27 protein-coding genes, 1 tRNA gene and 1 other RNA gene are annotated in these 26,052 nt (G+C 65.3%); 19 read left to right on the forward strand and 10 right to left on the reverse strand.

The annotated features are described in order from the left end of the window. The first annotated feature begins 64 nt into the window (after positions 1 to 64). Complete coding sequence (gene rlmB / locus IEY49_RS10295; RefSeq protein ID WP_189007837.1) at positions 65 to 790, forward strand: 23S rRNA (guanosine(2251)-2'-O)-methyltransferase RlmB; 726 nt, start codon at positions 65 to 67, stop codon at positions 788 to 790. After that, entirely contained in the window at positions 787 to 1,695 is a 909-nt protein-coding gene (locus IEY49_RS10300) for an aldose 1-epimerase (RefSeq protein ID WP_189007840.1), read from the forward strand. Before rlmB ends, IEY49_RS10300 begins: the two co-directional genes overlap by 4 nt. Before the next feature lie 17 nt (positions 1,696 to 1,712). Here IEY49_RS10300 and IEY49_RS10305 read toward each other — a convergent pair whose 3' ends face one another. Both IEY49_RS10305 and IEY49_RS10310 read right to left on the reverse strand, forming a co-directional pair. Then, positions 1,713 to 1,928 (reverse strand): hypothetical protein, encoded by a 216-nt coding sequence (locus IEY49_RS10305; RefSeq protein WP_189007843.1) that lies wholly within the window; start codon positions 1,926 to 1,928, stop codon positions 1,713 to 1,715. Positions 1,929 to 2,001: 73 nt separating this feature from the next. Continuing rightward, a complete protein-coding gene (locus IEY49_RS10310) occupies positions 2,002 to 3,093 on the reverse strand; it encodes a S1C family serine protease (protein ID WP_189007846.1) in 1,092 nt (363 codons plus the stop codon). 91 nt (positions 3,094 to 3,184) lie between these two features. Between IEY49_RS10310 and IEY49_RS10315 the strand changes: the two genes are divergently transcribed. The 8 genes from IEY49_RS10315 to IEY49_RS10350 all read left to right on the forward strand — a co-directional run bounded on the left by IEY49_RS10315 (position 3,185) and on the right by IEY49_RS10350 (position 9,992). Then, positions 3,185 to 3,670, forward strand: a complete 486-nt coding sequence (locus IEY49_RS10315; protein ID WP_189007863.1) for an EVE domain-containing protein — start codon at positions 3,185 to 3,187, stop codon at positions 3,668 to 3,670. Further along, the gene (locus IEY49_RS10320; protein WP_189007865.1) at positions 3,667 to 4,191 is read left to right on the forward strand and encodes a GNAT family N-acetyltransferase; all 525 of its coding nucleotides are present in this window, start codon (positions 3,667 to 3,669) and stop codon (positions 4,189 to 4,191) included. The genes IEY49_RS10315 and IEY49_RS10320 overlap by 4 nt, the downstream gene beginning before the upstream one ends. Positions 4,192 to 4,568: 377 nt before the next feature. Beyond that, complete coding sequence (locus tag IEY49_RS10325) at positions 4,569 to 5,174, forward strand: lysophospholipid acyltransferase family protein (protein ID WP_189007868.1); 606 nt, start codon at positions 4,569 to 4,571, stop codon at positions 5,172 to 5,174. Positions 5,175 to 5,283: 109 nt separating this feature from the next. Continuing rightward, positions 5,284 to 6,084 carry an ABC transporter ATP-binding protein gene (locus IEY49_RS10330; protein ID WP_189007871.1) on the forward strand — a complete coding sequence of 267 codons (801 nt, stop codon included), beginning with the start codon at positions 5,284 to 5,286 and terminating at the stop codon, positions 6,082 to 6,084. A 1-nt stretch (position 6,085) separates the two neighbouring features. Continuing rightward, positions 6,086 to 6,829, forward strand: a complete 744-nt coding sequence (locus tag IEY49_RS10335; RefSeq protein ID WP_189007874.1) for an ABC transporter ATP-binding protein — start codon at positions 6,086 to 6,088, stop codon at positions 6,827 to 6,829. A gap of 22 nt (positions 6,830 to 6,851) precedes the next feature. Continuing rightward, positions 6,852 to 8,072 carry an ABC transporter substrate-binding protein gene (locus IEY49_RS10340; RefSeq protein WP_189007877.1) on the forward strand — a complete coding sequence of 407 codons (1,221 nt, stop codon included), beginning with the start codon at positions 6,852 to 6,854 and terminating at the stop codon, positions 8,070 to 8,072. Positions 8,073 to 8,148: 76 nt separating this feature from the next. Next, a complete protein-coding gene (locus IEY49_RS10345; RefSeq protein ID WP_189007879.1) occupies positions 8,149 to 9,039 on the forward strand; it encodes a branched-chain amino acid ABC transporter permease in 891 nt (296 codons plus the stop codon). Further along, positions 9,036 to 9,992 carry a branched-chain amino acid ABC transporter permease gene (locus IEY49_RS10350; RefSeq protein WP_189007883.1) on the forward strand — a complete coding sequence of 319 codons (957 nt, stop codon included), beginning with the start codon at positions 9,036 to 9,038 and terminating at the stop codon, positions 9,990 to 9,992. The genes IEY49_RS10345 and IEY49_RS10350 overlap by 4 nt, the downstream gene beginning before the upstream one ends. 238 nt (positions 9,993 to 10,230) lie before the next feature. On the opposite strand, the gene nrdR is transcribed toward IEY49_RS10350, so the two are convergent. The 5 genes from nrdR to dnaB all read right to left on the reverse strand — a co-directional run bounded on the left by nrdR (position 10,231) and on the right by dnaB (position 13,872). Next, a complete protein-coding gene (nrdR, locus tag IEY49_RS10355) occupies positions 10,231 to 10,677 on the reverse strand; it encodes a transcriptional regulator NrdR (protein WP_189007886.1) in 447 nt (148 codons plus the stop codon). Next, positions 10,674 to 11,384, reverse strand: coding sequence for an SDR family NAD(P)-dependent oxidoreductase (locus IEY49_RS10360; RefSeq protein WP_189007889.1), 711 nt, complete (start codon positions 11,382 to 11,384; stop codon positions 10,674 to 10,676). Before IEY49_RS10360 ends, nrdR begins: the two co-directional genes overlap by 4 nt. 175 nt (positions 11,385 to 11,559) lie before the next feature. After that, positions 11,560 to 11,784: a hypothetical protein gene (locus IEY49_RS10365; protein ID WP_189007891.1), complete on the reverse strand. Its 225-nt coding sequence runs from the start codon at positions 11,782 to 11,784 to the stop codon at positions 11,560 to 11,562. A gap of 61 nt (positions 11,785 to 11,845) precedes the next feature. After that, the gene (locus IEY49_RS10370; protein WP_189007894.1) at positions 11,846 to 12,526 is read right to left on the reverse strand and encodes an NUDIX domain-containing protein; all 681 of its coding nucleotides are present in this window, start codon (positions 12,524 to 12,526) and stop codon (positions 11,846 to 11,848) included. Next, positions 12,526 to 13,872 carry a replicative DNA helicase gene (gene dnaB, locus IEY49_RS10375; protein ID WP_189007896.1) on the reverse strand — a complete coding sequence of 449 codons (1,347 nt, stop codon included), beginning with the start codon at positions 13,870 to 13,872 and terminating at the stop codon, positions 12,526 to 12,528. Before dnaB ends, IEY49_RS10370 begins: the two co-directional genes overlap by 1 nt. A gap of 283 nt (positions 13,873 to 14,155) precedes the next feature. Between dnaB and IEY49_RS10380 the strand changes: the two genes are divergently transcribed. Continuing rightward, positions 14,156 to 14,701, forward strand: a complete 546-nt coding sequence (locus IEY49_RS10380) for a DUF1802 family protein (protein ID WP_189007899.1) — start codon at positions 14,156 to 14,158, stop codon at positions 14,699 to 14,701. A 65-nt stretch (positions 14,702 to 14,766) separates the two neighbouring features. On the opposite strand, the gene IEY49_RS10385 is transcribed toward IEY49_RS10380, so the two are convergent. Beyond that, positions 14,767 to 15,234 (reverse strand): acyl-CoA synthetase family protein, encoded by a 468-nt coding sequence (locus tag IEY49_RS10385; protein WP_189007902.1) that lies wholly within the window; start codon positions 15,232 to 15,234, stop codon positions 14,767 to 14,769. Between the two features lie 175 nt (positions 15,235 to 15,409). Here IEY49_RS10385 and IEY49_RS10390 point away from each other — a divergent pair, with 175 nt between their 5' ends. The 3 genes from IEY49_RS10390 to IEY49_RS10400 all read left to right on the forward strand — a co-directional run bounded on the left by IEY49_RS10390 (position 15,410) and on the right by IEY49_RS10400 (position 20,405). After that, complete coding sequence (locus IEY49_RS10390) at positions 15,410 to 16,162, forward strand: class I SAM-dependent DNA methyltransferase (RefSeq protein WP_189007905.1); 753 nt, start codon at positions 15,410 to 15,412, stop codon at positions 16,160 to 16,162. Next, positions 16,159 to 17,133, forward strand: coding sequence for an NAD(P)H-dependent glycerol-3-phosphate dehydrogenase (locus IEY49_RS10395; protein WP_189007908.1), 975 nt, complete (start codon positions 16,159 to 16,161; stop codon positions 17,131 to 17,133). Before IEY49_RS10390 ends, IEY49_RS10395 begins: the two co-directional genes overlap by 4 nt. Before the next feature lie 242 nt (positions 17,134 to 17,375). Continuing rightward, on the forward strand, positions 17,376 to 20,405 hold the full coding sequence (locus IEY49_RS10400; RefSeq protein WP_189007924.1) for an adenosylcobalamin-dependent ribonucleoside-diphosphate reductase: 3,030 nt from the start codon (positions 17,376 to 17,378) through the stop codon (positions 20,403 to 20,405). Positions 20,406 to 20,483: 78 nt separating this feature from the next. Here IEY49_RS10400 and IEY49_RS10405 read toward each other — a convergent pair whose 3' ends face one another. Further along, positions 20,484 to 21,608: a PQQ-dependent sugar dehydrogenase gene (locus IEY49_RS10405; RefSeq protein WP_189007927.1), complete on the reverse strand. Its 1,125-nt coding sequence runs from the start codon at positions 21,606 to 21,608 to the stop codon at positions 20,484 to 20,486. A gap of 78 nt (positions 21,609 to 21,686) precedes the next feature. On the opposite strand from IEY49_RS10405, the gene IEY49_RS10410 reads away from it, so the two are divergent. From IEY49_RS10410 to IEY49_RS10430, 5 genes are all read left to right on the forward strand, one after another. Continuing rightward, positions 21,687 to 22,049, forward strand: coding sequence for a hypothetical protein (locus tag IEY49_RS10410; RefSeq protein WP_189007928.1), 363 nt, complete (start codon positions 21,687 to 21,689; stop codon positions 22,047 to 22,049). A 196-nt stretch (positions 22,050 to 22,245) separates the two neighbouring features. Then, on the forward strand, positions 22,246 to 23,211 hold the full coding sequence (locus IEY49_RS10415; RefSeq protein ID WP_189007929.1) for a diacylglycerol/lipid kinase family protein: 966 nt from the start codon (positions 22,246 to 22,248) through the stop codon (positions 23,209 to 23,211). A gap of 176 nt (positions 23,212 to 23,387) precedes the next feature. Beyond that, the gene (locus IEY49_RS10420; RefSeq protein ID WP_189007962.1) at positions 23,388 to 24,068 is read left to right on the forward strand and encodes a PHP domain-containing protein; all 681 of its coding nucleotides are present in this window, start codon (positions 23,388 to 23,390) and stop codon (positions 24,066 to 24,068) included. 99 nt (positions 24,069 to 24,167) lie between these two features. Further along, positions 24,168 to 24,516: a transfer-messenger RNA gene (gene ssrA / locus IEY49_RS10425) on the forward strand. A gap of 122 nt (positions 24,517 to 24,638) precedes the next feature. Further along, positions 24,639 to 24,722: transfer RNA gene (locus IEY49_RS10430), tRNA-Leu, on the forward strand. Positions 24,723 to 24,864: 142 nt separating this feature from the next. Here the strand turns inward: IEY49_RS10430 and IEY49_RS10435 are convergent. Continuing rightward, positions 24,865 to 25,881, reverse strand: a complete 1,017-nt coding sequence (locus IEY49_RS10435) for an SDR family oxidoreductase (protein WP_189007930.1) — start codon at positions 25,879 to 25,881, stop codon at positions 24,865 to 24,867. Positions 25,882 to 26,052: the final 171 nt, after the last annotated feature.

Consider the following 26,052-nt stretch of genomic DNA (forward strand, 5'->3'; position numbering starts at 1 on the left):
GTCTGAGCCGCTGACTCCGCCCGGGTCGGGCCCTGCGGTGGGGGGCTGCTCTAGACTGCCTGACATGTTGCTGTACGGGCGGAATCCGGTGATGGAAGCACTCAGGGACGGGCGGGTGTCTGAAGTGCTGCTGGCACGCGGCGTGGAAGACGCCTTCGTGCGCGAAATCAAGGCCCTAGCCGAGGGCGTGGGCGGCGTGCGCGTACGCTTCTCGCCGCGCATTGAGCTCGATCAGCTGGCCGGGACCACCCAGCATCAGGGCATCCTGGCCGATGTCGAGGATCTGGCCTGGGCCAGCGTGGACGACATCCTGGACCGCGCCGAGTCGCGCGGCGAGGACCTGGTGGTGGTCCTGCTCGACGGCATCACCGATCCGCGCAACTTCGGGGCGATTATCCGCAGCGCCGAGGTGCTGGGTGCGCACGGCGTGGTGGTCGAGGAACGTCGCAGCGCGCCACTCTCGCCGGTGGTCGCCAAGACTGCCGCCGGGGCCACGAGCTACCTGCCGGTGGCCCAGACCAAGAACCTGCCGCGCCTGATGGACCAGCTCAAGGCCGACGGAGTCTGGGTGTATGGCGCGGCCGGCGAGGCAGCGCAGGAACTGAGCCGGGTGGATTTCAGTGGCAAGGTGGCGCTGGTCATCGGCGCCGAGGGCGAGGGGATGCGCCGGCTGGTGCGCGAGAAGTGTGATGCCCTGGTCAGCATTCCGGTGCGCGGCAAGGTGCAGAGTCTGAACGCTTCGGTGGCGGCTGGCATCCTGCTGTACGAGGCCACCCGGGGCCGGAAGTGAACCCGCCAGACAGCCTGAAGGTACAGACCATCTCCAGCCCGGCCATGACGCTCGACATCCTGCCGGATGTGGGTGCCAGCGTGCTGAACCTGCGCTCAGCGTCGGGGCGGCCGGTGCTGCGCGCGGTGAACCCAGGCAACGTGCAGAGCAGCAGCCAGTGTGCCTCGTTTACCCTGCTGCCCTTCAGCAACCGGGTCCGGGACGCCCGCTTCGTGTTCGGGGGCCGCGAGGTTCAGCTGCAGGTGACCACCAAAGATGGGCTGACCCAGCATGGGGACGTGCGCAACCGGCCCTGGCAGGTGAGCCGGCCTTCGGCAACCGGGCTGGTGTGCGACTTCGACAGCCGCCACTTTGCCAACATCAACTGGCCCTGGGCCTTCACCGCGCGCGTGGAATACCTGCTGCATGGGCCCCATCTGGACACCAGCGTGACGCTGACGAACGTGGACACCTTACCTATGCCTGCCGGACTGGGGTTGCATCCTTACTTCACACGCCTGCACGACGGGGTGGACCCGGCCCTTGAACTGCCCGCCGCCCTGATCTATGACACCGATGAACGTTCGCTGCCCCTGGCAGAAGCACGGCCGGTTCGCGCCAATGAGGATTTTCGCCGCCCGACGCCGCTGGGAGAGCGGCAGCCGGATCAGGTGTATACCGCCTGGGACGGTGTCGCGCGCCTTGACTGGGGCGCGCGGGCACTGACCATCACGGCGGACAACGTCTACTCGCATGTGGTGCTGTTTGCTGCCCCGGACGGCAGCCTGGCACTGGAGCCAGTGTCCCACGCGACCGACGCCCTGAATCTGGCCAACCAGGGGGTAGTGGGGGCGGACCTGCGGGTGCTGGCCCCAGGGCAGAGTCTGGCCGGTGCGGTGCGGTTCACCCTGCAAGGACGCTGGTAGGCATCCGCGGCGGCGCTTCAGGCCACGGTGGCCAGCAGCACGCCGGAGCGGTCACGCAATTCGAAGCCCGGACGGTCACGACCGGCCAGCCAGTGCAGCGCGTCAAGCAGGTCATTGGTCTCGCGCAGCACTTCCGGCTGCGGCCCAGCGGTCCAGATCAGGCGATAAGTGGACGGCGCGGCCGGCGGGGTCCAGCGTTCGCCGGCATCTTCCTTGACGAAAGCACGTGACATGCGTCCAGTGTGGGCTCAGCGCGTGAAGCGGGCATGGGCGCGGGCTCAGCAGACCTTGGGAGGTCCAGCTGTGCTATTCGCGCAGGTCCGGCACGCTGGACCGGGCCACCAGAGTGACCTCGACCTGGGCGCTCTGACCGGCGCGAACATAGCCCAGAGTCACCCGCTCACCCACCTGGGCCTCGCGGATGGCGCGGATGACCGCGTCGGCATTCGGGGTGGCCTGTCCGTTGACGGTCGTGATGATGTCGCCCAGCTTACTCAGGTTGCCGTCGCCATCGAGCTCACTGCCGCGCAGCCCGGCGCGTGCGGCCGGACTGTTGCGCGCCACGCGGCCCACCACCGCGCCCGGGGGATCGGTCATACCGCTGTGGACCATGTCGAAGATCAGCCCGGCCACGCCGACATCCCGCCTCTCGCCCCGGCGCAGGGCCTCGATCAGCTGATTGCCTTCCACCACCGGAACGGCGTAACTGCGCCGGGTCAGACCGCTGTCGTCGATGCGGATGTAGCTGATCACGCCGATGGCCTGTCCATTGCCGTCGATGACGGGGCCGCCGCTGTCGCCCGGGGCCAGCGGGGCGTCCATTTCCAGGGTGCCCTGCGGAAAATCCGCACGTCCGGCTTCCACGTTCAGGCCCAGCAGCTGGCCCCGGCGCGGCTGCAGAAAGTCCCCACCGCTGTTGCCGATGCCCAGCACCGTCTCCCCGACCCGTGGCGGCCGGGTGGCCAGCTTCAGGTGGGAAAAGGGCCCTTTTCCCTGCACGGTCAGCAGGGCCACGTCCGCCTGTTCGTCAAAGGCGGTGACCCGGGCGCGGTAGGTCCGGCCCGACAGGGTCGTCACCTGGAACAGGCTTCCGCCTGAAACCACGTGGTACGCGGTAAGAAGCTGGCCGTCATCGCTGATAAAAAATCCGGTGCCGATGCCGCCTTCCTGGGTCGTCAGGTCAAGGCTTTCGACCCGCACGGTGGCGGGGCGCGCCTGACGGAAGACCGTACGGGTGGTTTCCGGCAGGGTGCCCGGCAGCTCGGCACTTGGCGCTGCGGTTTCAGTCTGCGCTGGCCGGTCGCCCGGGACCGGCCTCAAGGGCGACCGCTGCTCGGGCAGCAGGTAGGCTCCCAGGGCCAGGATCAGAAGGACAGGAAGCCAGGGCGAGGCACGCACCCCGGCAGTCTAAAGCGCAGCCGGGTCTTTAACGGTGGTGATGGCACCAGCACCCAGCCCTGCTCTGCTGCATGTGGTCTACCTTAAGGACATGCGGTTTTGGTTGATCAAGTCCGAGCCGGACGTGTTCGGGTTTGCCGAGCTCATGCGCCGGGCCCGGGAGCCCTGGAACGGCGTGCGCAACTATCAGGCGCGCAATTTCCTACGGGACATGCGTGAAGGGGACCTGTGCCTCTTCTACCATTCCAACGCCAGGCCGCCCGGTGTGGCAGGGATCGCGCGCGTATGCCGCTCCGCCTATCCGGACGACCTGCAGTTCGATCCTGCCAGCCCCTACTTCGACCCGAAGTCCGACCCCTCCCAGCCACGCTGGAGCATGGTGGATGTCGAACCGCTGGTGGCCTTTCCGGCCCTGGTCGCGTTGGAGACCCTGCGGCGTCTGCCGGACTGGGCCGACTCTCCCCTGACCCGCAAAGGCGCGCGCCTGAGCGTGCTGCCCGTCACCGGCGAGCAGTTCTGGGCCGTCCTGGACGCCGCCGGCTTGAGCCTGGAGGACCTGAACGGCATTCCGGCATGACTGGAACAGCCGTGCGGGTGACCTTTGAGCCACTGCGCCCGCAGCACCTGCAACTGCTGACCCGCTGGCTGCAGGCACCCCATGTGCGGGCCTTCTGGGATGATGGCGAGCGCGACGAGGGCGCCGTTCAGAGCCACTATTTCGAGGACCGGGACAGGGTGCCTGGGTTCATTTTTTCTGAAGGCGGTTCACCGGCCGGGTTTCTGCAGTGCGAGCATCTGACGCCGGAGCACGGGTTCTGGCCGTATGCCACGCCGGACGGGGAAACCTGGGCCGTGGACCTGCTGATCGGGGAAGAAGAGCTGATGGGCCGGGGTCTGGGACCCCGCGTGATCTGCGCTTTTCTGGCCCGGCTGGCTGCCCGGCCACCAGGCTGGCAGCGCATCCTGATTGACCCGGATGTTCGCAATGTGCGCGCCATCCGGGCCTATACCAAGGCAGAATTCGTGCCGGTGGCCCTTTTAGGCAGTCTGCAGTTGATGGCCCTGGACCGGGCCCCTTCCTTTCCCACAGCTGTTTGAGAAGAACCTCACTGCGCAGCTGATGGCTGTCACATTAACGTCAGCTAAAGGAAGTGAAACTATGGTTATGGAACTTCTCCTGGCTGGACTGACCATTCTGGGGTCCCTGGTACTGGCGTCCTTGCAGCACAGACCGCGGCAGAACCGCGTATCTCTGCGCACCTTTCGCAAAGACTGAGCACGGCTGAAGGGCCAGGCTTTCTTTGAGATTGGAGGTCATCGTGGCTGGGGCATGCTCCAACCATGAGGACCTTTGCCATGCTGCGCTCATAAAGGCGTCCTAAGGGATGGCCCGTCATTTGAAGACTCGTCCGTCTTCAGATGTGCGGCTTTCTCTGCAGGGTGCGGCATAGTTCCCGGCCCCTATACTCCCGGAGATGTCCGACACCTGGCCCAATCGTCCCCATACCCTTGGGTCACGCCTGACTGTGCGGGCGCTGCGCCTGGCAGGTTGGACGCCGGTGCTGGTCGCGCCGCCCACGCCGAAAGTGGTGGCCTGCGTGGCGCCTCACACCAGTAACCATGACTTCCTGCTGGGAGTCATGTGGAAGTGGGCCACCCGGAGTCCGGTGCATTTCGTGGCGAAGCACAGCCTGTTCGTGTTTCCGGTGGGAATCTTCATGCGCGCGGTGGGTGGCATTGCCATCGACCGGCGCCGCGCCGGGGGAAACTTCGTCGATGCGGTGGTCGAGCGCATCCACCGCGACCCGGAGATCATGCTGACGGTCGCGCCTGAAGGCACCCGGTCGCGCACCGAATACTGGAAGACCGGGTTTTACTACATGGCGCTGGGCGCCGGCGTGCCCATCGCCGTGACGGTTTTCGACTGGGGACGCCGGCAGGTGGGCATCATCGGTTATGTGCAGCCTACCGGAGACATTGAGGCCGACTTCGCGCAGATCCGGCAGCTGATGCAGGGCGTGCACGGTCACACCCCGGCCGACGCTGGACCTGTCCGGCCGCGCCCTGGCCCGGCGCCCTGAGATCACCCCCCTGACGTTGTAACCACGCTGTAACGCGCAGGCTCTATCCTTCTTCCGTACCACAACACGAAGGGAGGAAGATGCTGACAGACGCATCCTGCCGCCGCCTATGACGGCGACCAGCCATATTCAGGAGGGCACCCCGGCACCTGGGGCGCACGCGGGCGTGGCGCTCGAGGCCAGGAATCTGGTCAAGGATTTCCGGGGCTTCAAGGCCACCAACGACGTGAGCCTGCAGATTCGGGAAGGTGAGATCCACGCCATCATCGGCCCGAACGGCGCCGGCAAAACCACCCTCTTTAACCTGCTCTCCGGGTTTCTGAGCCCCACGTCCGGAGAGGTTCATCTGTTTGGGGAGCGGGTGGATCACCTCCGGCCGTTCGAGATTGTCCGCCGGGGCCTGTCCCGCTCCTTTCAGATCAGCAGTGTCTTTCCGTCTATGACGGTGCGGCAAAACGTGCTGGTGGCCCTGCAGTCGCCTACTACCCTGCCGCATCAGTTCTGGACCCCGGTCTCACGGCTCGAATCGCTGGGCGCACAGGCGGACCAGATTCTGGAGGACGTGGGGCTGGGTGCTTTCCACAGCCGCCTGGCGGCTGACCTGTCGCACGGCGAGAAACGGCAGCTGGAGATCGGCATCTCGCTGACCCAGCACCCCAGGGTCCTGCTACTGGACGAACCGACCTCCGGCATGGGCGGCGAAGGTGTGGCGCGCGTGATCGCCCTGGTGCGTCAGGTTGCGCGCGGCCGGACGGTGGTGCTGGTCGAGCACAACATGAGCGTGGTAGCGGAGCTGGCCAACCGCATCACGGTGCTGCAGTACGGGGCGGTGCTGGCCAGTGGTCAGTACGACGAGGTCCGGCGCGACCCACGCGTCATCGAGGCCTACCTGGGCGAGGAGACGCACTGAGATGACCGCTTCCTCCCTTGCCCCTGCCCAGGCGCCGCACGCCGCGCCCCATCCGCTGCTTCAGGTCCGTGACCTGCACGCCTATTACGGGCAGAGCCACGTGCTGCACGGCATCAACCTGCATGTCAACCCCGGCGAGGTCGTCAGCCTGATCGGGCGCAACGGCGCCGGCAAGACCACCACGCTCAAAAGCATCATGGGCGTGCTGCGCAGCCGCACCGGCCAGATCAGTTTCGAGGGCCAGGACATTACCCGCCTGCCGAGCAACCGCATCGCCGCACGCGGCATGGCCTGGGTTCCGGAAGAGCGCGCGATCTTGAGCACTCTTTCGGTGCGCGAGAACCTGGAACTGCCGCCCGCCCGGCCCGGCGGCTGGAGCGCCGAGCGCACCTATGAGGCCTTCCCGGTGCTGCGTGAACGCGGCCATCACCCGGGCAGCAAGCTCTCGGGCGGCGAGCAGCAGATGCTGGCCATGGTGCGTGTGCTGCGCAGCGGGCCCAAACTGCTGCTGCTCGACGAACCCAGTGAAGGTCTGGCACCGGTGATCGTCCAGAGCATCGGCCGGATCATCCGCGAACTCCAGCAGGAAGGTCTAAGCGTCCTGCTGGTCGAACAGAACCTGAATTTCGCCACCCGCCTCGCCGACCGCCACTACGTGTTCGTGGACGGCGAGATCGTCGATGAGGTTCGCCGTGACGAGGTTGAGGCCCGCCGCGACGAACTTCTAACCTACCTGAGCGTTTAACCCCCTTTCCCGGAGGAAACCCATGAAAAAAGCAAAACTGTCCGCCCTGATCGCCACCGCCACCCTCGCCAGCCTGACTGTTGCCCTGGCCCAGGCCCGCCTGAGTGACAACGTCATCCGGGTCGGCGTGCTGACCGACCTGTCCGGCGTGTACTCCGAGCTCTCGGGCCCGGGCAGCGTGAAGGCTGCCCAGATGGCCGCCGCCGACTTTATGGCGAAAAACCCCAGTTACCGCAACAAGGTGCAGGTCGTCGGGGTGGACCACCAGAACAAGGCCGACGTGGCCAGCAACAAGGCCGCCGAGATGATCGACCGCCAGAACGTGGACGTGCTGATGGACCTGCCCACCAGCAGCGCCGCGCTGGCCGCCAGCGAGATCGCCAAGGGCAAGAAAATCCCCGTGATGGTCGTCACCGGCGGCACCACGGCGCTGACCAACGACAAGTGCAACAAGTACACCTTCCACTACGCCTACGACAACTACATGCTGGCCAACGGCACCGGCACCGCCGTGACCAAGCGCGGCGGCAACAGCTGGTACATCATCTACCCCAATTACGCCTTCGGCCAGGACCTTAACCGTCAGATGACGGCTGCCATCCAGGAAAACAAGGGCAAGCTGGTGACCGCCAGCGATGCCACCCCGTTCCCCAACACCGACTTCAGCTCCTACCTGCTCAAGGCCCAGAGCCTCAAGCCCAAGGTGTTCGGCACCATGCAGGCCGGCAACGACCTGGTGAACGTGGTCAAGCAGTACAACGAGTTCGGCCTGAAGCAGCAGGGCATCGGCCTGGGTATCGGGCTGCTGTTCGAGACCGACGTGGCCGCGCTGGGTCAGGACGCCTTCGCCGGCGCGCTGGCCACCGTGCCGTGGTACTGGAACATGGACGCCCGCAGCCGCGCGTGGAGCGCACAGTTCGAGAAGGCCTTCGGCAAGAAGCCCACCTGGGCCCAGGCCGGCGTGTACAGCGCCACCATGACCTACCTGAACGCCGTGGCGCGCGCCAAGAGCGACAACGGCGACGCAGTGGTCAAGGCGCTCGAAGGGCACCGCTTCAGCGACTTCTTTGCCCGCAGCGCCCAGATCCGCGCCCAGGACCACCGCGTGACCCTGGACGTGTACACGGTGCAGGTCAAGCCCAAGGCCCAGGCTAAGGAAGCCGGCGACATCTTCACCAAGGTCGCCACCATCCCGGCCTCCAAGGCCTTCACGCCCCTGGCTGAAAGCAAGTGCAAGTTCTGAACATGGTCTGAGTTTCCGGGCTGGGGATGGCACGTCCGTCTCCGGCCCGGGACACCCGACTTCTGGAAACCACTGAATGACACTGCAATATTTTCTGATCCAGGTGTTCAACGGGCTGGTCAACGGCGCGTTCTACGCCCTGCTTTCGCTGGGGCTGGCGGTCATTTTCGGCATGCTGCGCATCGTGAACTTCGCTCACGGGGCGCTGTACATGCTCGGCGCCTTCGCGGCCTTTGCACTGGGGCAGCTGTTCGGGCTGGGCTTCTGGCCCTCGCTGATCATTGCTCCGATCATTGTGGCCCTGGTCGGCATGGTCATCGAACGGGGCCTGCTCTCACGGCTGTACGGTCTGGAACCCAGCTATAACCTGCTGCTGACCTTCGGCCTGACGTTGCTGACGCAGGATCTGGTCAAGCAGGTCATGCTCAGCCGTTTCGCGGTGTCCAGCGCGCCGTACACCCCACCTGCCGAGCTGTCCGGGGTGGTGAATCTGGGCTTCACGATGTTTCCCAAGTACCGCCTATTCGTGATCGGGCTGGCGCTGCTGGTGTGCCTGATCACCTGGTTTGTCATCGAGAAGACCCGGGTGGGCGCCATCATACGGGCCAGCACCGAGAACCCGACCGTCACGCGCGCCTTCGGGATTGACGTGAGCAAGTGGGTGACCGGCGTCTTCGCGGTGGGCGTAGGACTGGCGGGGCTGGCCGGCGTGCTCGCTGCGCCGATCTACTCGGTGGAGCCCTACATGGGCGCCGAGCTGATCATCACGACCTTCGCGGTGGTGGTCATCGGCGGAATGGGCAGCATTCTGGGCAGTGTCGTGACCGGCTTCGCGGTGGGGGTGCTCGCGGCCATCGGCTCGGCGCTGTACCCGCCGATCGCCAACACGCTGGTCTTTATCCTGATGGCCGTGGTGCTGCTGATCCGGCCCAGCGGGCTGTTCGGTCTGCCGGAGGGCGCGCGATGACGGTCCTGCCACGTACCGCCGCCCGGACCGACCGCGAACGGTCGACCCGCGCTGCCTGGCTGATCGGCCTGGGGCTGTTGCTGCTGATCCTGCCCAAGCTGATCTACCCGGTGCTGGCGCTGGACATTCTGGCCTGGGGCCTGTTCGCAGTGGCCTTCGACCTGCTGTTCGGCTTCTCGGGAATGCTGTCGTTCGGACACGCAGCCTTCTGGGGCAGCAGCGCCTATGCCACGGCCTACCTGCTCTCCAACGGCCAGAGCGTCCCGGTGGCCATGCTGGGCGGTACCCTGACCGCGCTGACACTGGCCGTGCCGGTCGCGTACCTCAGCGTCCGCTCGGCCGGCATCTACTTTTCCATGATCACCCTGGCCTTCGCGCAGATGCTGTCGTTCCTGGCCCTGCAGTGGACCGATGTGACCGGCGGCGAGAACGGGCTGCAGGGCTTCGCGCGCCCGAGCTTTCTGGGTCTCGACTTCAGCAACTCCACCACCCGTTACTACTTCTGTCTGGCGGTGTTTGCAGTGGGCTTTTACATCGCCTACCGCACCGTGCGCAGTCCCTTCGGGCAGGCGCAGCAGGCCGTGCGAGACAGCGAGCAGCGTGCCCAGAGCATCGGCTACAACCCGGTGCGCTTCAAGTTCACCGCCTTCCTGATCAGTGCCACGCTGGCCGGACTGGCGGGCAGCATGTACAGCTTCGGCCACGGTGTGGTCAGCCTGGAAGTCGTCAACTGGCGCACCTCCGGCGAGGTCGTGATGATGACCCTGCTGGGCGGCACCACCACGCTCTTCGGACCGGTTATCGGCGCCGGGCTGGTGCTGCTGCTGCGCGATGTGCTCACCACCGCCAACCTGCCGGTCGGGATCGTGACCGGGCTGGTCTTCGTGCTGGTGGTGCTGTTCTTCCGCCGTGGGGTGGTCGGGACCGTTCAGTACTGGATGCGCCGGAAGTAGACCGGACTCAGACAGGTCGCGCCGCATGGACCGGGCACGGCCTGTTCTCTTATGGGCAGGGAGGCTGAAGTGACAAGCATAAGAAGGCCTGCTGCGTGCTGTTGAGATCTGGAGAATAGTCAGTCTGCTGGCCCCCGCTGGTAATGGAAACAGCGGGGGCCAGCATCAGTTTTGAGCCAACGGCGTGGAGGCAGCCCTTCGCCTTGCCCTTCCGTTTGACCTGGGCCGGGAGCGGCTCCTAGCCCTGATCCTTCAGTCCGCGGATCTCCTCGATAAAACGCTCCAGACTGTCGAAGTCGCGGTAGACGCTCGCGAACCGGATGTAGGCGACGTCGTCAAGCGGCCGCAGAAAGGTCATGGCCCGTTTGCCGATCTCCTCGCTGTGGATCTCGCTGGCCTGCACGTCGTCCTCGAACCCGTAGGCAAAAGCGCGCAGGGCTGCTGCGTCCACCGGGCGCTTCTCGGTGGCTAAGGTCAGGCCTCGCAGCAGCTTGTCAGGGTTGAAGGCCTCGCGCGGGCCGCTGCGTTTGACCACCATCAGCGGCTCGAGCTGAGCACGTTCATAGGTGGTAAAGCGACGTGCGCAGTTCAGGCACTCGCGCCGGCGGCGGATGCTGGCTCCGTCGTCGCTGGGCCGCGAGTTCACGACCTTGCTGTCGGGCGCTGAGCAGTACGGACACTTCACAGCAGCTGGGGGTCTGTGACCCGGAGTTTCGGGGCTGGGGGCAGCGGAACCTCGATCACGTTGCCGCGCAGGTGGTTCATGACCGGCAGGGCCAGGCTCAGGACGGTCTGGCCGACCGGCGCATCGAGCAGTTCATCCCCACTGCTGGCCCGCGAGGGCAGCAGCAGGTTGACCCGCAGGTCCTCGGCGTAGGCTTCGGTGACCAGACCCCTCAGGGCTCCGCGCTGTGGGTGCACCTGCAGGCCGTGATCGTCGAGGTGAGGACCAATCAGGGTCAGCCAGGTCCCCGGCAGGCGGCGGCGCAGGATCTGGGCCACGGCCACGCTGCTTTTGACGTTGCAGTTGAACAGGTCCATCCACTCGTTCTCGCTGAGCGACGTAAAGTTGGTCTGAGACCGTTTGTCCGCCACGTGGACGACCCCCGCCAGCGCCCCGAAGATTTCCAGGATTCGCGTCTGGGCACTCAGCCAGTCCAGGGGCACGGTCACATCGGCCTTGATCGGCACCGCGATGCCGCCGGCCAGTTCCAGCTGACTGGCGACCGCAGCGAGCGTTTCACTGTTGTTGCCGGTCAGGATCACGCTGGCTCCAGCATGGGCCAGGGTCGAGGCCACCAGCCGGCCATAGCCCTGGTCAGCGCCAGTCACGGCAATGACCTGCCCCGCGAGGGCCTGCGGGGCAAGAACGGGTCGGCGCTCGGTGGTCATACGCCCCTTAGCATAGCGCCCCTGCCCCGGGCGGGCGTCCCTGTAAGCAGTTTCGGGCTGACTCCTGAACCACTCAGGAGTCAGCCCGGCCGAAGGAACGACACACGTTCCGGAGGAGAAGGGCACCAACCACTGCTCAATCCTGGATTGAGTACGAAACAAATCGGCATGTGGGCTAGCTGGCGTCGGGAAGAGGCTGCAGGGCCTGCGGAGGTGGATCACTGGCGCGGTGGCCCCTGCCGCAGGGGTCACACCAGTAGGCCTGATCCCCGTCGCGCAGGTCGTAGAGGGTCAAACCCTCTCCACAGCCGGGGCAGACGTGCCGGTAACCACGCCCACTTTCTGGAAGGGTGGCGGCGGGCTCGACTCCCGCACGGCGCATACGGAATGAGCGGTTCATATTCTGATATTAGCAGAATACAGATGTGGATTTCAGGGGTCCGCGGGCCCCTCCGTCTTTCTTACAGGTCGGCTTCCTCGACCGGATCGTTCGGCATGTCTGGCTCCACGGCGCCCACTCCTACCCGGCGGCGTTTGCGCAGCATGGCCGGCTCCTTGTCCAGATTGAAGACAAAGTGACGCGGCCGGCGTTCGCGCAGCCACGTTTCCAGGGCCACCAGACGGGGCCGGAAGCGGATGAACTCGCGCAGCTGGCGGATCGGTACGAAGCGGGCCTCCTGCACGTCGCGGTCCGGGTCGCGTGGCTGCAGGTTCCCGCCGACCTCACGGCCGGTGTAGAAGAACTGAAGGTGGTGGCCCCAGGTCTGCGCCTGGAATTCCACGATAAATGCGAGGTCACGCAGTTCCACGACCAGGCCGGTTTCCTCGTAGGTCTCGCGCCGGGCACCGTCCTGCACCAGCTCGCCGGTCTCCAGGCCACCCTTGGGCAGCGACCAGCGGCCCCGCTCGCGGACCAGCAGGATCTCGTCGCCGCGCAGCACGATGCAGCCCACGCCGATGCGCGGGGCAGCCAGCGGCCGTTTCTGACCACGCTTGCTGGGGGCGGCCACCACCGGCACAGCCGTCACGTTCGTAACCTGCCCGGGGGTCGGCGCCGGAGCTGGCCCACGTGGAGTACGGCGGCGGCGACGGCGACGCTGCGTCCCACCCTGCGATGCGCCCTTGAGCTGATCCTCGGCCATTACACGCCCTCCGGCGCAAGGTCGTTGAACCGCACGTGCGCACTGTGAAACTGCAACTTGACCGTTCCCACGGGGCCGTTGCGCTGCTTGCCGATAATGATCTCCGCGATGCCCTGCTGATCGGTTTCCTTGTTGTAGTACTCGTCGCGGTAGATAAACATCACGATATCCGCGTCCTGCTCGATGGCCCCCGACTCACGCAGGTCCGAGAGCATCGGGCGGTGGTTGGGCCGCTGCTCCACGGCGCGCGACAGCTGCGAGAGCACGATGATCGGCACTTCCAGCTCGCGTGCCAGACCCTTGAGCCCGCGCGAGATGGTACTGATCTCCTGCTGACGGTTGTCGCTGCCACCGCTGCTCTTGCCGCCCGACATCAGCTGCAGGTAATCGATGACGACCAGCCCCAGCTGACCATGCTGCGCGGCGATGCGCCGCAGCTTGCTGCGCAGACCGTTGAGGGTCAGGTCCGGCTCGTCGTCGATAATCATCGGGGCCTCGGCCAGCCGGCCCGCAGCGTGGGCCAGACGCTCGAAGTCACGTTCGTTGAGCTGTCCACTGCGGATGCGGTTCATGTCCACCCGCGCCTCGCTGCACAGCATGCGCAGGGCCAGCTGGACACTGGGCATTTCCAGGCTGAACACGGCGACCGTCTTCTCGCCCCGCAGCGCCACGTTCTGCGCGATGGACAGCGCAAACGCCGTCTTTCCCATCGAAGGTCGGGCCGCCAGCACATTCAGGCTGCCCTTCTGCAACCCCGAGATCTGCTCGTCCAGGTCACGAAAGCCGCTGCTCACGCCGTCGGGAATGCCCTTGTTGGCGTGCAGCAGGGTGATGTACTCAAAGGTGTCGTGAACGACCTCGCCCATCGCCTGGTAGGCCTCGCCCTTCTTCTTCTGCTCGGCCACCTCGAAGATCATCTTCTCGGCACGGTCCAGCAGGTCTTCCAGGGGCAGTTGCGCGTCATAGGCCAGCTGCATGGCCTTGCCGGAGGCGCTGATCAGCTGCCTCAGGGTGTGCTTTTCCTGCACGATCCGGGCGTAGTGCTCGGCATACGCGGCGGTGGGCACCTGATCCGACAGACCGATCAGGTAGGTCAGGCCACCCACCTCGTCAAGCTGGCCCTTGACCCGCAGGTCCTCGCTGAGGGTGACCAGATCGACCGGCTCGCCGCGCTCCTGCAGGGTCCGCATGGCGGTAAAAATCTTGCGATGGCCTTCCCGGTAGAACATCTCCGGGGCCACCGAATCTCCCAGTTGCGACAGGGTGTCGTTGTCCAGCAGGACACTGCCCAGCACGCTGATTTCGGCGTCATTGCTGTGCGGGGGGACGCGTGGCGTGAGTTCCAAACAGGGCTCTCCTCAGGTGCACGCCCCGGCGACGGCCAGATTGCCGGCCTGTGCGCGGGACGGACCAAGATGAAATAAAACTGGGGCGCTCGGCACCCATTCGCCCGGAGAGGCAAGCTGCTCCAGACTGAACTGCCTGAAAGCATATCACCCTGACCTGTCCCCTTTGAGGGGAGAGGCCCCCCAAATATGAAGACCCGGCTGCCCGACTCCGGCCTGCCGGGCCAGACACCGGTAGGTGGCCGACCACATCGGTCCCTGGCGCCGGGGCTATGCTCTGTTCATGCCCCTGTCTGCCCTCAAGGAATGGGACGCCCAGAGCCAGTTGCTCTCCCAGGGCCGCGTGTCTGTGCTGATCCGCAAGGGCGGCATCATGGAAACCCACGACGGCTTCGAGGTCGAGCACCGGCAGTTTCTCCTGTACCCGACCTTCCTGCACCAGAACGTGGCCGAATTGCAGCCGCAATACCATGGTCTGCTGCGCGCGGACCCCTCACCCGGCACCATTCACTTTCCCGCGCTGGCCGAGGTGGTTGCGGTCCACAGGGTGGATTCGCTGGACCAGGCCCTGGCCTTGGAACCCCGGCAGGCCCTCACCGCCGCAGCCATCGAGCGCCGCTTCCACTACCGGGGCCGCCCCTGGGTGCACGCCCTGCTGCTGCGGGTACGGCCACTGTCCCAGCCCCTGTCCCTGCCGGAAACCCCCGGCATGCTGGGCTGCGTGAGCTGGGTGCCCCTGGGAGAACTCAGCCCGGTGGTGCGAGAGGCGGCCGTGCCCGAGGACCTGCTGGAAGTCCAGAGGGCCGAACTGGCCGCCCTGCTGCAGTAAGGCAAAGGATGTCCATAAAAGAAGGGGAAGCCGGCGGCCTCCCCTTTTCTGCTGCCCTTTCAGCGTTACAGCGCTTCGAGGTCGTAGTTGTCGAGCGTCAGGGTCTGCGCCGTGCGGTTGGTGGGGTTGTAGATGTTCCAGCCCCGGGTGGTGCCCTGGAAGAACTGGTTGTCGTAGCGGCTGTAGACCAGACGCTTGCCGTTGTCGCGGCTGAGGACCACGTCTCCGGTGCTGAAACGCCCGTCGTTGTTGGCGTCACGGAACGCCACCACGCGGTAGGTGCCGTAGGCCAGGTTGGTGGGCAGGTCCAGCGCAAAGCCGCCGGTCAGGTATTTGTCGATGATCTGGCTCTGGGTGCCGTCGGCGGTGTACTGACCCGCGCTGCTGAAGCCCACGATGGCCAGGCGGATGTTCTGGTTAGGGTTGAAGCCCTTGAGGTTGCCGGTCACGTCCTTGCGCAGAGGGTTTCCTGCCAGGGTGCAGGCGCTGAGGGTCAGGGTGCCGAGGGCGGCGAGAGCAAGCATGCGTTTCATGGGTAGACCTCCTGAAAGCGGGCGGGTTATAGGAAATGTTGCCTGTTGCCCATTCACGGTAGCCGCGCCGGGACCTCAGGGCCAGGGTCCTTCTCTTCCCAGAGAACTCAGAAGCAGCTCATTTCACCGTTGGTACCTGACGGGACCTTTAGGGGCGGGGCCTATACTTGCCCGCATGCAAAGGCCGCCTTTTACTGCGCTTGCTGCGGTGTACGACGCAATCATGGCGGATGTGGAATACGACCACTGGGCAGATTTCGTTCTGTCCTACGCCCGCGACGGTGGACTGCGGGTGCCAGATGTCACGGTGCTGGACCTGGCCTGCGGTACCGGCGGCTTTACCCGGGAGTTGCTGAAAGCTGGCCTGCAGGTGACCGGGCTGGACGGCAGTGCCGAGATGCTGCGCGAGGCCCGTGTGCGGCTGCCGGACGTGCCTTTCGTGCAGGGTGATCTGCGGACTTTCGAGCTGCCGGACCGCTTCGGAATGATCACCTGCGTCTTCGACAGCCTCAACAATCTGCTGACGCCAGGGGACCTGGGCGCTGCCCTGGAGCGCGCCTGGACGCACCTGAGTCCGGGCGGCCTGCTGGCCTTCGATGTGAATACCCGTCTGGGCGTACGCGAGCTGTGGGAGGGAGACGCCATCGAGGGGCTGGCGCCGCTGCCCGGAGGCGAGGAGGTGCACTACCACTGGTCGCACCATTACGACGCGGAGGCCGATCTGGGCGTGGTACAGGCGTTCTGCCGCCTGGGCGATCAGGAGTTCGTGGAAACCCACCGGGAACGCGGCTACGACCCGCAGGACCTCGAGCCGCTGCTGCGCGCCGCTGGTTTTACTCGCTTTGAGATCGTGGAATACCCGGATTACGCTGACCCGGCTCCCGACGTGGCAAGGGTCTGGGTGTTCGCCTGGAAGGAGGTGCTGTGAGCACGCCACTGCACCTGCCAGTCCTGGGAGCCGGGGGGTGGGGCACTGCCCTGGCGATCAATGCAGCCCGCTCGGGGCCGGTGTGCCTGTGGGCGCGGCGACCCGAATTTGCCCGGTATTTGACCCAGACCCGCGTGAACGCAGAGTACCTGCCCGGCGTCACCCTGCCTGAGGCCGTGAAGGTCACGGCGGAGCTGGAAGAGGCGGTTCAGAATGCACCGTTTGCCCTGGTGGTGGTGCCCAGCGTGGGGGTCCCGGAACTGCTCTCGGCGCTGCCGCGCGACCTGGGTGTGGTGCTGTGCGCCAAGGGGCTCGCCCCGGACGGCGGGCGCCTGACCGAACTGGCCCGCGACCTGGACTTTACACGGGTGGCCGTCCTGAGCGGTCCCAACCATGCCGAAGAAATTGCCCGTGGCCTGCCGGGGGCCACGGTGGTGGCCAGCCAGGACGAAGCGCTGGCCCTGGCAGTCCAGGCAGCCCTGATGACGCCCGGCCTGCGGGTCTACACCAGCACCGACGAGATAGGCGTGGAACTGGGAGGCGTGCTTAAAAACGTGATCGCACTGGCCGCCGGCATGGTGGACGGCATGAACCTGGGGGATAACGCCAAGGCGGCCCTGATCACCCGGGGGCTGCGCGAGATGCAGCGGTATCTGGTGGCTCTGGGGGCCCACGAGGACACGGTGTACGGCCTGAGTGGTCTGGGCGATCTGGTGGCCACCGCCACCAGCCGTCACAGTCGCAACCGGGCAGCCGGCGAGTCCATTGCGCGCGGCGAGCATCCCGGTCAGGGCGGTAAGGTCGTCGAAGGGTTGCGCACGGCAGGTCTGCTGGACGCCTGGGCCAGCGCCCACGGCCACGATCTGCCCATCGTGCGGGCAGTCGCGCAGGTGACCCGGGGCGAGTGGACCCCCCAGGCGGGGATAGCCAGCCTGATGGAACGTGAGGCCAAATCTGAGCGGCATGGCTGAGGTCCGGGTCTTTATTTTCTCTTAAAGCTGTCCAGGACGCCTGTTTTCCAAGAATGCTCCAGAGGCCGTATCTTGTACCCCAATCCCCCCTAAAGTACAAGTCCTTGTAGGGTATCCGGCAGTCTGTTACATTCGGTTCACACCAGCCGGTGTCTGATCCGCCTTCCTGACGCCTCCGCCTGCGCGGGGCGCGGGAGTTCTGTTGCCATTTTTAGTCCGTCTCTCCAAGGAGCCCTGCTGCCATGACCACTCTTTCCCCCCAGCCCCTGACCAACTTCGACGAGAACGCCCAGCACATCGCCAAGCGGCAGTACCTGCAGCCCACGGACGGTGACGTGGGTGGGATGTTCCGCCGTATTGCCAACTGGGTCGCGGGGGCGGAGCAGGAAAGCGTGCGTGAGCACTGGGCCCAGGCCTACTTCGACCTGATGGCCGAGAAGAAGTTCTGCCCCGGCGGGCGCGTGCTGGCTGGAGCCGGTACCCAGCATGGCAACGTGTTGAACTGCTTCGTTCAGGGCGCCACCGAGCACGATCCCAGCAGCTTCGAGGGTGTGATGGAAGTGGCCCGCAAGCTGGCACTGGTCACCAAGGTCGGCGGCGGCAACGGCGTGAACCTGGACGTGTATCGCCCGCGCAGCGAGGGCAGCCGCCCCGACGCCGGGGTGCGCGGCTGGGCCTACATGAGCGCCGCGCATGCGGACGTGCAGGACTTTATCGAGGGCCTGATGCGCCCGCCTACCCAGCCCGACGGCGACAAGCAGCCGGTCGCGGTACGCAACTGGTCGCGGGTGGTGTACGGACAGGTGGTCAGCCCGGAACTGGTGGCCCTGGCGCGCGCCAACGGTGTGGCCGTGGTCCGCGCCCTGCCCGAAGGTGTCCAGCCGGTTCCCGACGACATGGCCGGCATCATCGGTGCGGCGCGCAAGGTCGCCGAGGACGCCAAGCTGAGCCTGGAGCCCCGGATCGACCTGAGCAGCATGCGGCCTGAGGGCGCGCCCATCAAGGGGTCGGGCGGCACCAGCAGCGGTCCGGTCAGCTTCCTGCTGGAAATCTTTGACAACTTCCTGGAGTGGGCCAACCGCGGCGCCGAGGCCAGCGGGCCCATCAACACGCTACGCTTCGTGTACGCCCCGGTGCTGCGTGTGGTGCGCCAGGGCGGAACGAGGCGCGGCGCCGGTATGGCGACCATCAGCATCGAGCACCCGGACGTGCTGGACTTCCTGACTGCCAAGGACCTGGACCGCGAGGCTGCCGAGGGCGACATCAGCACCTTCAACATCTCCATTCTGGTCAGCACGGCGTTCTGGGACACGCTGCAGTCGGGCGGCGTGTGGCCGGTGGCCGCGCAGGAAGTGCCCGGCAAGTACTACCTGGCCCGTCAGGAAGGCAAGTTCAGCGGCACCCTGCCCGAACTGCCGGTGCGCGCCGAGGACGACGCCCGCGGCGTGCCGGTGTACACCCTGCGTGGCGGCAAAGCAGGCATTCCGGCGCAGTGGCTGTGGAACGAGATCGCCCAGCACGCCTGGAGCACCGGTGAGCCGGGGCTGATCTTCAACGACCGCGTCAATGAGTTCAGCGCCCTGAAGAATCTCGGCGCGCGCTACGAGATCCGCAGCACCAACCCGTGCGGCGAGATTCCACTGACCGTGGGCGAACCCTGCGACCTGGGCGCCATCAACCTCGCGGCCTATGTGAAGGGCAGCGACTTCGACTACCCTACCTTCCGGGCCGATGTCCGCACCTGCGTGCGCTTCCTGGACGACGTGCTGGACGTGAACGTGTTCGCGCTGGAAGACAACCGTGTGGCCTCGCAGGACCTGCGCCGCCTGGGGCTGGGCGTCATGGGGCTGGCCGACGCCCTGATCAAGATGGGGCTGCGCTACGACAACGAGGCCGGCCGTCAGGCCATCTTCGAAATCATGAGCGCCCTGCGTGAGGAAGCCATCGCCGAAAGCGAGCGCCTGGGACAGGAGCGCGGCGTGTACCCGGTGTTCGAACGTCACCCCGGCAAGGTGCCCCACGCACCCCGCCGCAACGTGGCGGTCCTGACCGTGGCTCCTACCGGCACCACCAGCATGCTGATGGGCGTATCCAGCGGCATCGAGCCGGTCTTCTCCCCGTTCATCTGGCGCAAGATCGGCAGTGAGTACCGCGCGCTGCTGCACCCGCTGTTCGTGGAACTGCTCTCCAGCTACCCGCCTGCCAGCGGCATGGCCCAGGGTGACAACGGCGCCGGGGACGAAGCGCGCCCCGGATGGGACTGGGACAAGGTGACCGAGGCGGTCTCCGAGAACCACGGCTCGGTGGTCGGTCTCCCGTTCATTCCTGACGCGCTGCAGCAGGTGTTCGTGTGCGCCCACGACATCAAGCCCCTGGATCACGTGCGCATGCAGGGCGCCGTGCAGCAGGCCTTCGACGCCGACGGCTTTGCGGCCAACAGCCTGTCCAAGACCATCAACCTGCCCAACAACGCCACCGTGCAGGACGTGCAGGACGCCTACACCGAAGCCTACCGGACCGGCTGCAAGGGCATCACGGTCTACCGCGACGGCTCGCGCCAGTTCCAGGTCCTGAGCACCAGCAAGAAGAAAGACCAGAAAACAGAGGAGCAGCCTGCCCAGGCTGCCGCCGAAGTCATGGGCGAGCAGACCACCGAAACGCCCCAGGCCCCGCAAGCCGCTGCCCAGCCGGCGGCCCCGGTGGCGCCCGCTCCTGCACCCGCCGCGGCTCCTGCCCGCCCACAGTACGAGCGGCCCACCCGCCTGAGCGGCATCACCGACATGGTCAAGCTGACCGACCCCACCAGCGGCCACCGCCGCAGCTTCTTGGTCACGGTCAACCAGCTGGGCGGCAAGCCCGTGGAGGTCATGGTGATCAGCGGACGCGCCGGTGACGAAGCGAACGCCGACAGCGAGGCCCTGGGCCGCGTGGTCAGCATCGCCCTGCAGCACGGTGTGCCTGCCCAAGCCATCGTCAAGACCCTGCGAGGCATCAACGGTGGCCTGTACGGCAGCTACAATGGGCGTCTGGTGGGCAGTAAGGCTGACCTGATCGCCGTGGCGCTCGAAACCTTCCAGAAAGACATGGACGCCGCGCAGCTCCCGCGCCTGGCCGGAGGCAGCACCGACACCGCGCCCACTGCCAGCACTGCCCAGGGCGTGAGTGTGGACGGCATGGCCCGCGAGCGCTGCCCGGTGTGCGAGGAGAAAGCCGTGATCCGCGAGGAAGGCTGCCTGAAGTGCCAGGCCTGCGGCTACAGCAAGTGCGGGTAAACCGACTCTATTTGGGCTTTTAACCTGAACAAGCAAGGAGCGCGGACCAGCGAAGTCCGCGCTCCTGCTGTTTGCTTCTTACCGCCCCAGCTTCAGCACGCGGCCACTGCCGTACTCGGCGACGTACAGCTCGCCCGCCTCGTCCTCACCGAAGGCGGACGGGTTCTGGACCTCGCCGATTTTCACCTTGTTCCAGGTGGTGCCGGCTGCGCGCGCGGTCCACACCGTACCGCTGGCGAAATCCCCGAACACGTACTGGCCTTTCAGAGCGGTAATGGCGTTGCCCCGGTACACGTAACCACCGGTAATGCTCTGGCCCTCGTTGCGGCCGTAGGCCAGCACCGGGTCGACCAGTCCCTGGGTGCGGCAGCCGTTGGACGGCTCGAAACAGCTGCGGGCCTCGCGCACCCGCCAGCCGTAGTTCTCGCCGCCCTTGCTGGAGCGGGGCTGGCGGTTGACTTCCTCGAAGGCGTTCTGGCCCACGTCGGCAATGATCAGGTCACCGGTCTGGCGGTCAAAGGAAAAGCGCCACGGGTTGCGCAGGCCGTAAGCCCAGATGTTCGGGTTGGCACCCTGGCGGTTCAGGAACGGGTTGCCGGGCGCGGGCTTGGAGTCGTCTCCCCGCACGTCGAAGCGCAGGATCTTGCCCAGCGGGGAGGCGAGGTTCTGCCCGTTGTTCTGCGGGTCGCCGCCCGAGCCTCCGTCTCCCAGTGCCAGATACAGGAAACCGTCGGGTCCGAAATCCAGCTGACCACCATTGTGGTTGGCGTAGGGCTGTTTGGTCGTGAACAGGGTCTTTGCACTCTGCGGGTCGGCGCGGCTGAAGTCGGCGGTGGCGGTGTAGCGCGCCACGACCGTATCCCCGTTGCGGTCGGTGTAGTGAACGTACAGGCGACGGTTCTGTTTGTATTTCGGATCAAAGGTGAGGCCCAGCAGCCCACGCTCGCCGCCCGCACGGGTCAGGGAACTCAGGTCCAGAAACACCTGGGGACGCAGCCGGCCGCCCTGAATCACCCGGATCTGACCTTCCTGCAGCGTGGCGTACATCCGGCCCGAGCCGTCCCCAGCATGGGTTAGCGTGGTCACACTGCGCAGTCCACTCACATAGGGAGTGAAGCGAACCTGAGGCGCTCCCTGGGCGCAGGCGAGGGTCGTCAGCAGAGCGGCACCCAGCAGGGCCGCGCGGGAGGAAGGCCTGAACATGAGTCAGTCTGCCCACACGCGGGGCTGTATGACTGTGACCCAGACCGGCAGCCATGGTTACAGCAGGTACGCTGGGTCATGCCAATCCTGGACTCCCTGGAGAAGTACCGGACCCCGGGCGCAGACCGGCTTCAGCTCTACGCGGTGTTGTTCGGGCTGCTGGTGGTATCGGCAGTCGCAGGGCGCGGAAGGCCCGGCGACCTGAGCCCTGCCCACACCCTGAAACGCAGCCCCTTCGCCCGCGTAATGTTTATGGATATCGGTGTCCTCAGCACGCTCGGTGCGGTGTATCTGGTGCTCAAGGGCCGCACCCCGGTCCGTGTGCCGGCAGCACTGGCTTCCCTGTTCGCCGGCAGTTTTGCCCTCCTGCCGGCACTGGCCTACGAGGACTGGCTGGCCATGCAGGAGCAGCGGAAGAAGGAGCCTCTTCGCAACGGCTGATCCCTGAGCACACGTGATGATCCTGTTCATGCCCCTGCCGACAGCGTGGTGGAGCATCCCGTTCCGCGACGCAAAGCAGGGACACCTCAGCCCCGCAGTGCAGGAGATGAAGCCCGGACTTCAGAAATTGGACAGCCACTCATTTCAACGAGATTTTCTCAAGATCTGCGTCAGGGCGCCGCAGTACAGTCAGGGTATGAGTGCTGCCCCTCCACCTGCTCGCCTTGACCTTCAGGGGACAGCCACCCTGATCTTCAATACGAATGCAGGAGGCAGCGAAGCCTGCACGCCGGATCATCTGGTCGAGGAGTTGCACAGGCTGGGCTTCCGTCCGGTCTACCGCGCCACCGATTCCGAGGACGATCTGGAACATGCGCTTGCGGACGCCCACGGCACGGTGTTTGTTGCGGGCGGAGACGGAACCATTCGCGCCGCCGCCCTTCATCTTGCGGGCAGGCCGGGCATCACCCTGGGCGTCATCCCGATGGGCACCGCGAACAATATCGGCCGGATGCTGGGGGTGCAGGGTCCCCCGCTGGAGGTGGTCGCGTCTTACCGTGACGCCCTGGTTCAGCCTTTTGACATGGGACGCGTCACTGCGCCGTGGGGTGAGGATCTGTTTCTGGAGGCCTGCGGCTGCGGGGCCTTCGCGGACGTGATGGCCGAGTATGACCCGGAGGAAGGCAAGAGTCCGGTGCGTGCTGCCCAGGCACTGAGCACCGCGCTGAGGGACTTCGAACCCGTGACGGTGACACTATCGCTTGACGGGGAAGTCCTGCCGGAAACGTCCTATGTGCTGCTGGAAGTCATGAACACCAAGGCCACCGGGCCCCGACTGCGCATGGCAACCAGCGCCGACACCCATGACGGGCTGCTGGACGTGATCCGGATCGACGCCCACGAACGCGAGGGGGTGCTGGCCTACCTGGCAGCCCTGGCCCGCGATGATTTCGAGCACCTGCCCAGTGTTCAGGCGGACCAGGCGCGCGTGGTCGACATTCCGTACCACGGTCAGGCCTTCCATATTGACGGGCAGGTCCGTCCACCCGAGCAGGGTGGCATGGGCAATGTGCGGATCGAGGTCTGGCCCGGAGCCTTGCAGGTGCTGGTGCCACCCTCCGTGATCGTCGGTACCGAAGCAGAAGATCAGGTGCCCGCGTGACCGGGCCCGCCCCTCACCATCTACCTCCGCCTGACCCGAATGCCCGGCGCCAGAAGCCCCTGCCGGTCAGCGTGGTGCATCAGCTGCAGGACGCTGTTGGCAGGCTATTGGGCCGCCCGCCCGCGACCATCCGGGCGCTGAGCAACAACCTGGTATTCCGCGAGGGTGTACAGGTCATGCGCATGGACCTGCACTGCCACACCGAAGTCAGCCATGACTGCCGTACGGCCCTGCGCAATATTCCCGGCTGGATGCTGCGGACCAATACCCGTGTGATCGCCGTGACGGACCATGACCAGCAGCGCGGAGGCCCGGAATTGCAGCAGATCATCCGCGACATGGGGCTGGATGACCGCCTCAGCGTCATTGCCGGAGAGGAAGTCACGACGGCCGAGGGCGAGCTGATCGGTCTGTTTCTTCAGGAGCGCATTCCTCCGGGGCTGACGCCGGAGGAAACGGCAAGCCAGATCAAGGCGCAGGGTGGGCTGGTCATGCTTCAGCACGGCTTCGATCCGCTGAAACGCTATCGTCTGCGGCCCGAGGCGATTTCAAGAATTGCCGATCAGGTGGATATCGTCGAGACCTTCAATTCCCGATTATCGCGGCACCACTGGAACCGGGTGGCGGACGACTGGGCCGATACCCGGGGTCTGCCGGTCTGTGCAGGCAGCGATGCCCACACCCTGCGTGATATCGGGGAAGCCTGGGTCGAAACACCGTTCCGGGTCATCCATACACCGGGCAACCTGCTTGAAAGCCTGCGGGAAGGCCAACTGGCCGGGAACTGGACCCATCCGGTGTATGCCTACGGGCGCAAGCAGTGGCGCAATTTCAACGATCAGTTCCGCCGCGAATAGCGTGAGATCGCCGGTCTTTAAATGAAAATGTGTCTGTCCTCAGCTGGCGGTCAGCTGAGCCTGATACACTTCTTGAGCTGAAGCGATTCAGCCATCCTTGGGGGTGACCCGGTTTCGACAGGGGAACTGCAGGTGATGCTGCGTGTCGAGGTGCCGTGGGCCTCGTAAAAAAACGGCAAAGCCATTAACTGGCAACAATAACAGCTACGCTCTCGCTGCTTAAGTGAGACAGTGACCACGAAGCCCGGCCTTTGGCGTCGTGCAAGCTAACAAAAGAAGGCTAGCCGAAGCGAGACCTCATAGCAGCAGGCGAAACTTAATGGGGATAAGGTCGCAGGAAACCCGCCCGCTGGTGGCCGACGACCCGACAATTAAACAGCGGGATACACACGTAGACGCACGCTGAACGAACTCTTGGACGGCGGTTCGACTCCGCCCACCTCCACCACCGGAACCTCGCACTTTGTGCGGGGTTTTTCTTTAATGCCTCCGCACAGGTCATAAAGCACCGTGGAATGCCGATTGCGCCGGACCGGTCAACCGATCTGCTCTATACTGCCGGAGCCTCTGGCCGGGATGGCGGAATGGTAGACGCATTCGACTTAAAATCGAACGCCGCAAGGCTTACGGGTTCAAGTCCCGTTCTCGGCACCACCTGCCCCACCACGTGTGGGGCTTTTTTATGGCCAGAGCATTCGTAGCGGATCGGATATTTGAGGATCCAGCCTGAGCAGGACTTGGCTGCGCACATGGCGGTTGGACTCGTACCTATGGCCCGTGTGGTATCTCTCCCATCTCAATGGCGTAGAGAGTTCCACAACAAGGCAGCTATCCCCAGGCCAAGCAGTCCGGCCGCCATCCCCCTGAAGCTGGACCGGGACACTGCCTCGGTATAGAGGCTGACCTCCCGCACATGCCCAGGGTAGTCTCCGCGCTCCCGGAGGGATTCGGAAGGCCGCCTCAGTACGCTCTCCTGCTGCGGTAACGGCGGACGGCTGCTGAAAGTTTGGGGGATGACAGTGGAGGCCATGGTGCGCTCGGTTGACCCCGGAGCTAGCAAACCCAGTGTCGCCATGGCTTTGGGCCCGGCACCCACAAACACCTCCCGTTCCGGTCGTGTGGCCGCCTGCACGATCGCCTGAGCAACGGTTCCAGGAGCATAGACGGGTGGCACATGCTTTGGCTCCCGGTTCAGCTCGTTATGGGCATGCATTGGAAAAGGCGTGTCGATAGGCCCAGGCTTGATCAATGTGACTGAAACCGGGCTATGGGCATGTTCCAGTTCCATACGCAGGGCATCGGTATAAGCCTTCACCGCATGCTTGGAAGCGGAATACAGGCCCTGCAGTGGGATGGCCTGTTCAGAGGCTACGCTCCCCACATTGATCAGGGCGCCGCCCTTATGTTTCAGGTGACCCACAGCGACCCTGGACCCATAAACGACTCCCCAGAAATTGACGTCGAAAAGGCGGCGCATGTCATCCAGTTTCAGCTCTTCAAGGGGCCCGTAGAGACCAATCCCAGCGTTATTGACCCAGGTGTCAAACCCGCCAAAGCACTCAAGAGCCACCTCAGCAATATGTTCGACGTCCTCCGGATAGCTCACGTCCGCCACAACCTCAACAGCCTGAGTACCAGCATCGCTGAGCTCATGAACCAACTGACGCAAAGCCTGGGCACTGCGAGCAGCCAGTACCAGCCTGGCGCCCTTTGACGCCGCCAATCGCGCGGTGCTCAACCCTATACCGCTGGACGCCCCAGTAATAACCATGACCTGCTCAGAAACCGGCTTCAGCACTATCGGGCTCGACATTCCTCAGATTGATCAGACCAATCGGATTTTTGGTGCCAGACAGCTAAAGGGTCAATGACCCAACACAAGAAAGCCCCCTCTTTCGAGGGGACTAATGAAATGGAGCGGGAGACGAGATTCGAACTCGCGACATCTACCTTGGCAAGGTAGTGCTCTACCAGCTGAGCTACT

It is taken from the genome of Deinococcus malanensis (genome assembly GCF_014647655.1).
In the GTDB taxonomy this organism is placed as follows: Bacteria; Deinococcota; Deinococci; order Deinococcales; family Deinococcaceae; genus Deinococcus; species Deinococcus malanensis.

Bases quoted from the DNA above. Each gene is read 5' to 3' on its own strand.
- IEY49_RS10400 (WP_189007924.1), top strand. From the start codon at position 17,376: ATGACCACTCTTTCCCCCCAGCCCCTGACCAACTTCGACGAGAACGCC.
- IEY49_RS10360 (WP_189007889.1), bottom strand. From the start codon at position 11,384: ATGACCACCGAGCGCCGACCCGTTCTTGCCCCGCAGGCCCTCGCGGGG.
- IEY49_RS10420 (WP_189007962.1), top strand. From the start codon at position 23,388: ATGCGCATGGACCTGCACTGCCACACCGAAGTCAGCCATGACTGCCGT.
- IEY49_RS10345 (WP_189007879.1), top strand. From the start codon at position 8,149: ATGACACTGCAATATTTTCTGATCCAGGTGTTCAACGGGCTGGTCAAC.
- IEY49_RS10325 (WP_189007868.1), top strand. From the start codon at position 4,569: ATGTCCGACACCTGGCCCAATCGTCCCCATACCCTTGGGTCACGCCTG.
- IEY49_RS10365 (WP_189007891.1), bottom strand. From the start codon at position 11,784: ATGAACCGCTCATTCCGTATGCGCCGTGCGGGAGTCGAGCCCGCCGCC.
- IEY49_RS10415 (WP_189007929.1), top strand. From the start codon at position 22,246: ATGAGTGCTGCCCCTCCACCTGCTCGCCTTGACCTTCAGGGGACAGCC.
- IEY49_RS10315 (WP_189007863.1), top strand. From the start codon at position 3,185: ATGCGGTTTTGGTTGATCAAGTCCGAGCCGGACGTGTTCGGGTTTGCC.
- IEY49_RS10380 (WP_189007899.1), top strand. From the start codon at position 14,156: ATGCCCCTGTCTGCCCTCAAGGAATGGGACGCCCAGAGCCAGTTGCTC.
- IEY49_RS10385 (WP_189007902.1), bottom strand. From the start codon at position 15,234: ATGAAACGCATGCTTGCTCTCGCCGCCCTCGGCACCCTGACCCTCAGC.
- IEY49_RS10405 (WP_189007927.1), bottom strand. From the start codon at position 21,608: ATGTTCAGGCCTTCCTCCCGCGCGGCCCTGCTGGGTGCCGCTCTGCTG.
- IEY49_RS10305 (WP_189007843.1), bottom strand. From the start codon at position 1,928: ATGTCACGTGCTTTCGTCAAGGAAGATGCCGGCGAACGCTGGACCCCG.
- IEY49_RS10335 (WP_189007874.1), top strand. From the start codon at position 6,086: ATGACCGCTTCCTCCCTTGCCCCTGCCCAGGCGCCGCACGCCGCGCCC.
- IEY49_RS10340 (WP_189007877.1), top strand. From the start codon at position 6,852: ATGAAAAAAGCAAAACTGTCCGCCCTGATCGCCACCGCCACCCTCGCC.
- IEY49_RS10410 (WP_189007928.1), top strand. From the start codon at position 21,687: ATGCCAATCCTGGACTCCCTGGAGAAGTACCGGACCCCGGGCGCAGAC.
- IEY49_RS10350 (WP_189007883.1), top strand. From the start codon at position 9,036: ATGACGGTCCTGCCACGTACCGCCGCCCGGACCGACCGCGAACGGTCG.
- IEY49_RS10390 (WP_189007905.1), top strand. From the start codon at position 15,410: ATGCAAAGGCCGCCTTTTACTGCGCTTGCTGCGGTGTACGACGCAATC.
- rlmB (WP_189007837.1), top strand. From the start codon at position 65: ATGTTGCTGTACGGGCGGAATCCGGTGATGGAAGCACTCAGGGACGGG.
- IEY49_RS10330 (WP_189007871.1), top strand. From the start codon at position 5,284: ATGACGGCGACCAGCCATATTCAGGAGGGCACCCCGGCACCTGGGGCG.
- IEY49_RS10320 (WP_189007865.1), top strand. From the start codon at position 3,667: ATGACTGGAACAGCCGTGCGGGTGACCTTTGAGCCACTGCGCCCGCAG.
- IEY49_RS10370 (WP_189007894.1), bottom strand. From the start codon at position 12,526: ATGGCCGAGGATCAGCTCAAGGGCGCATCGCAGGGTGGGACGCAGCGT.
- IEY49_RS10435 (WP_189007930.1), bottom strand. From the start codon at position 25,881: ATGTCGAGCCCGATAGTGCTGAAGCCGGTTTCTGAGCAGGTCATGGTT.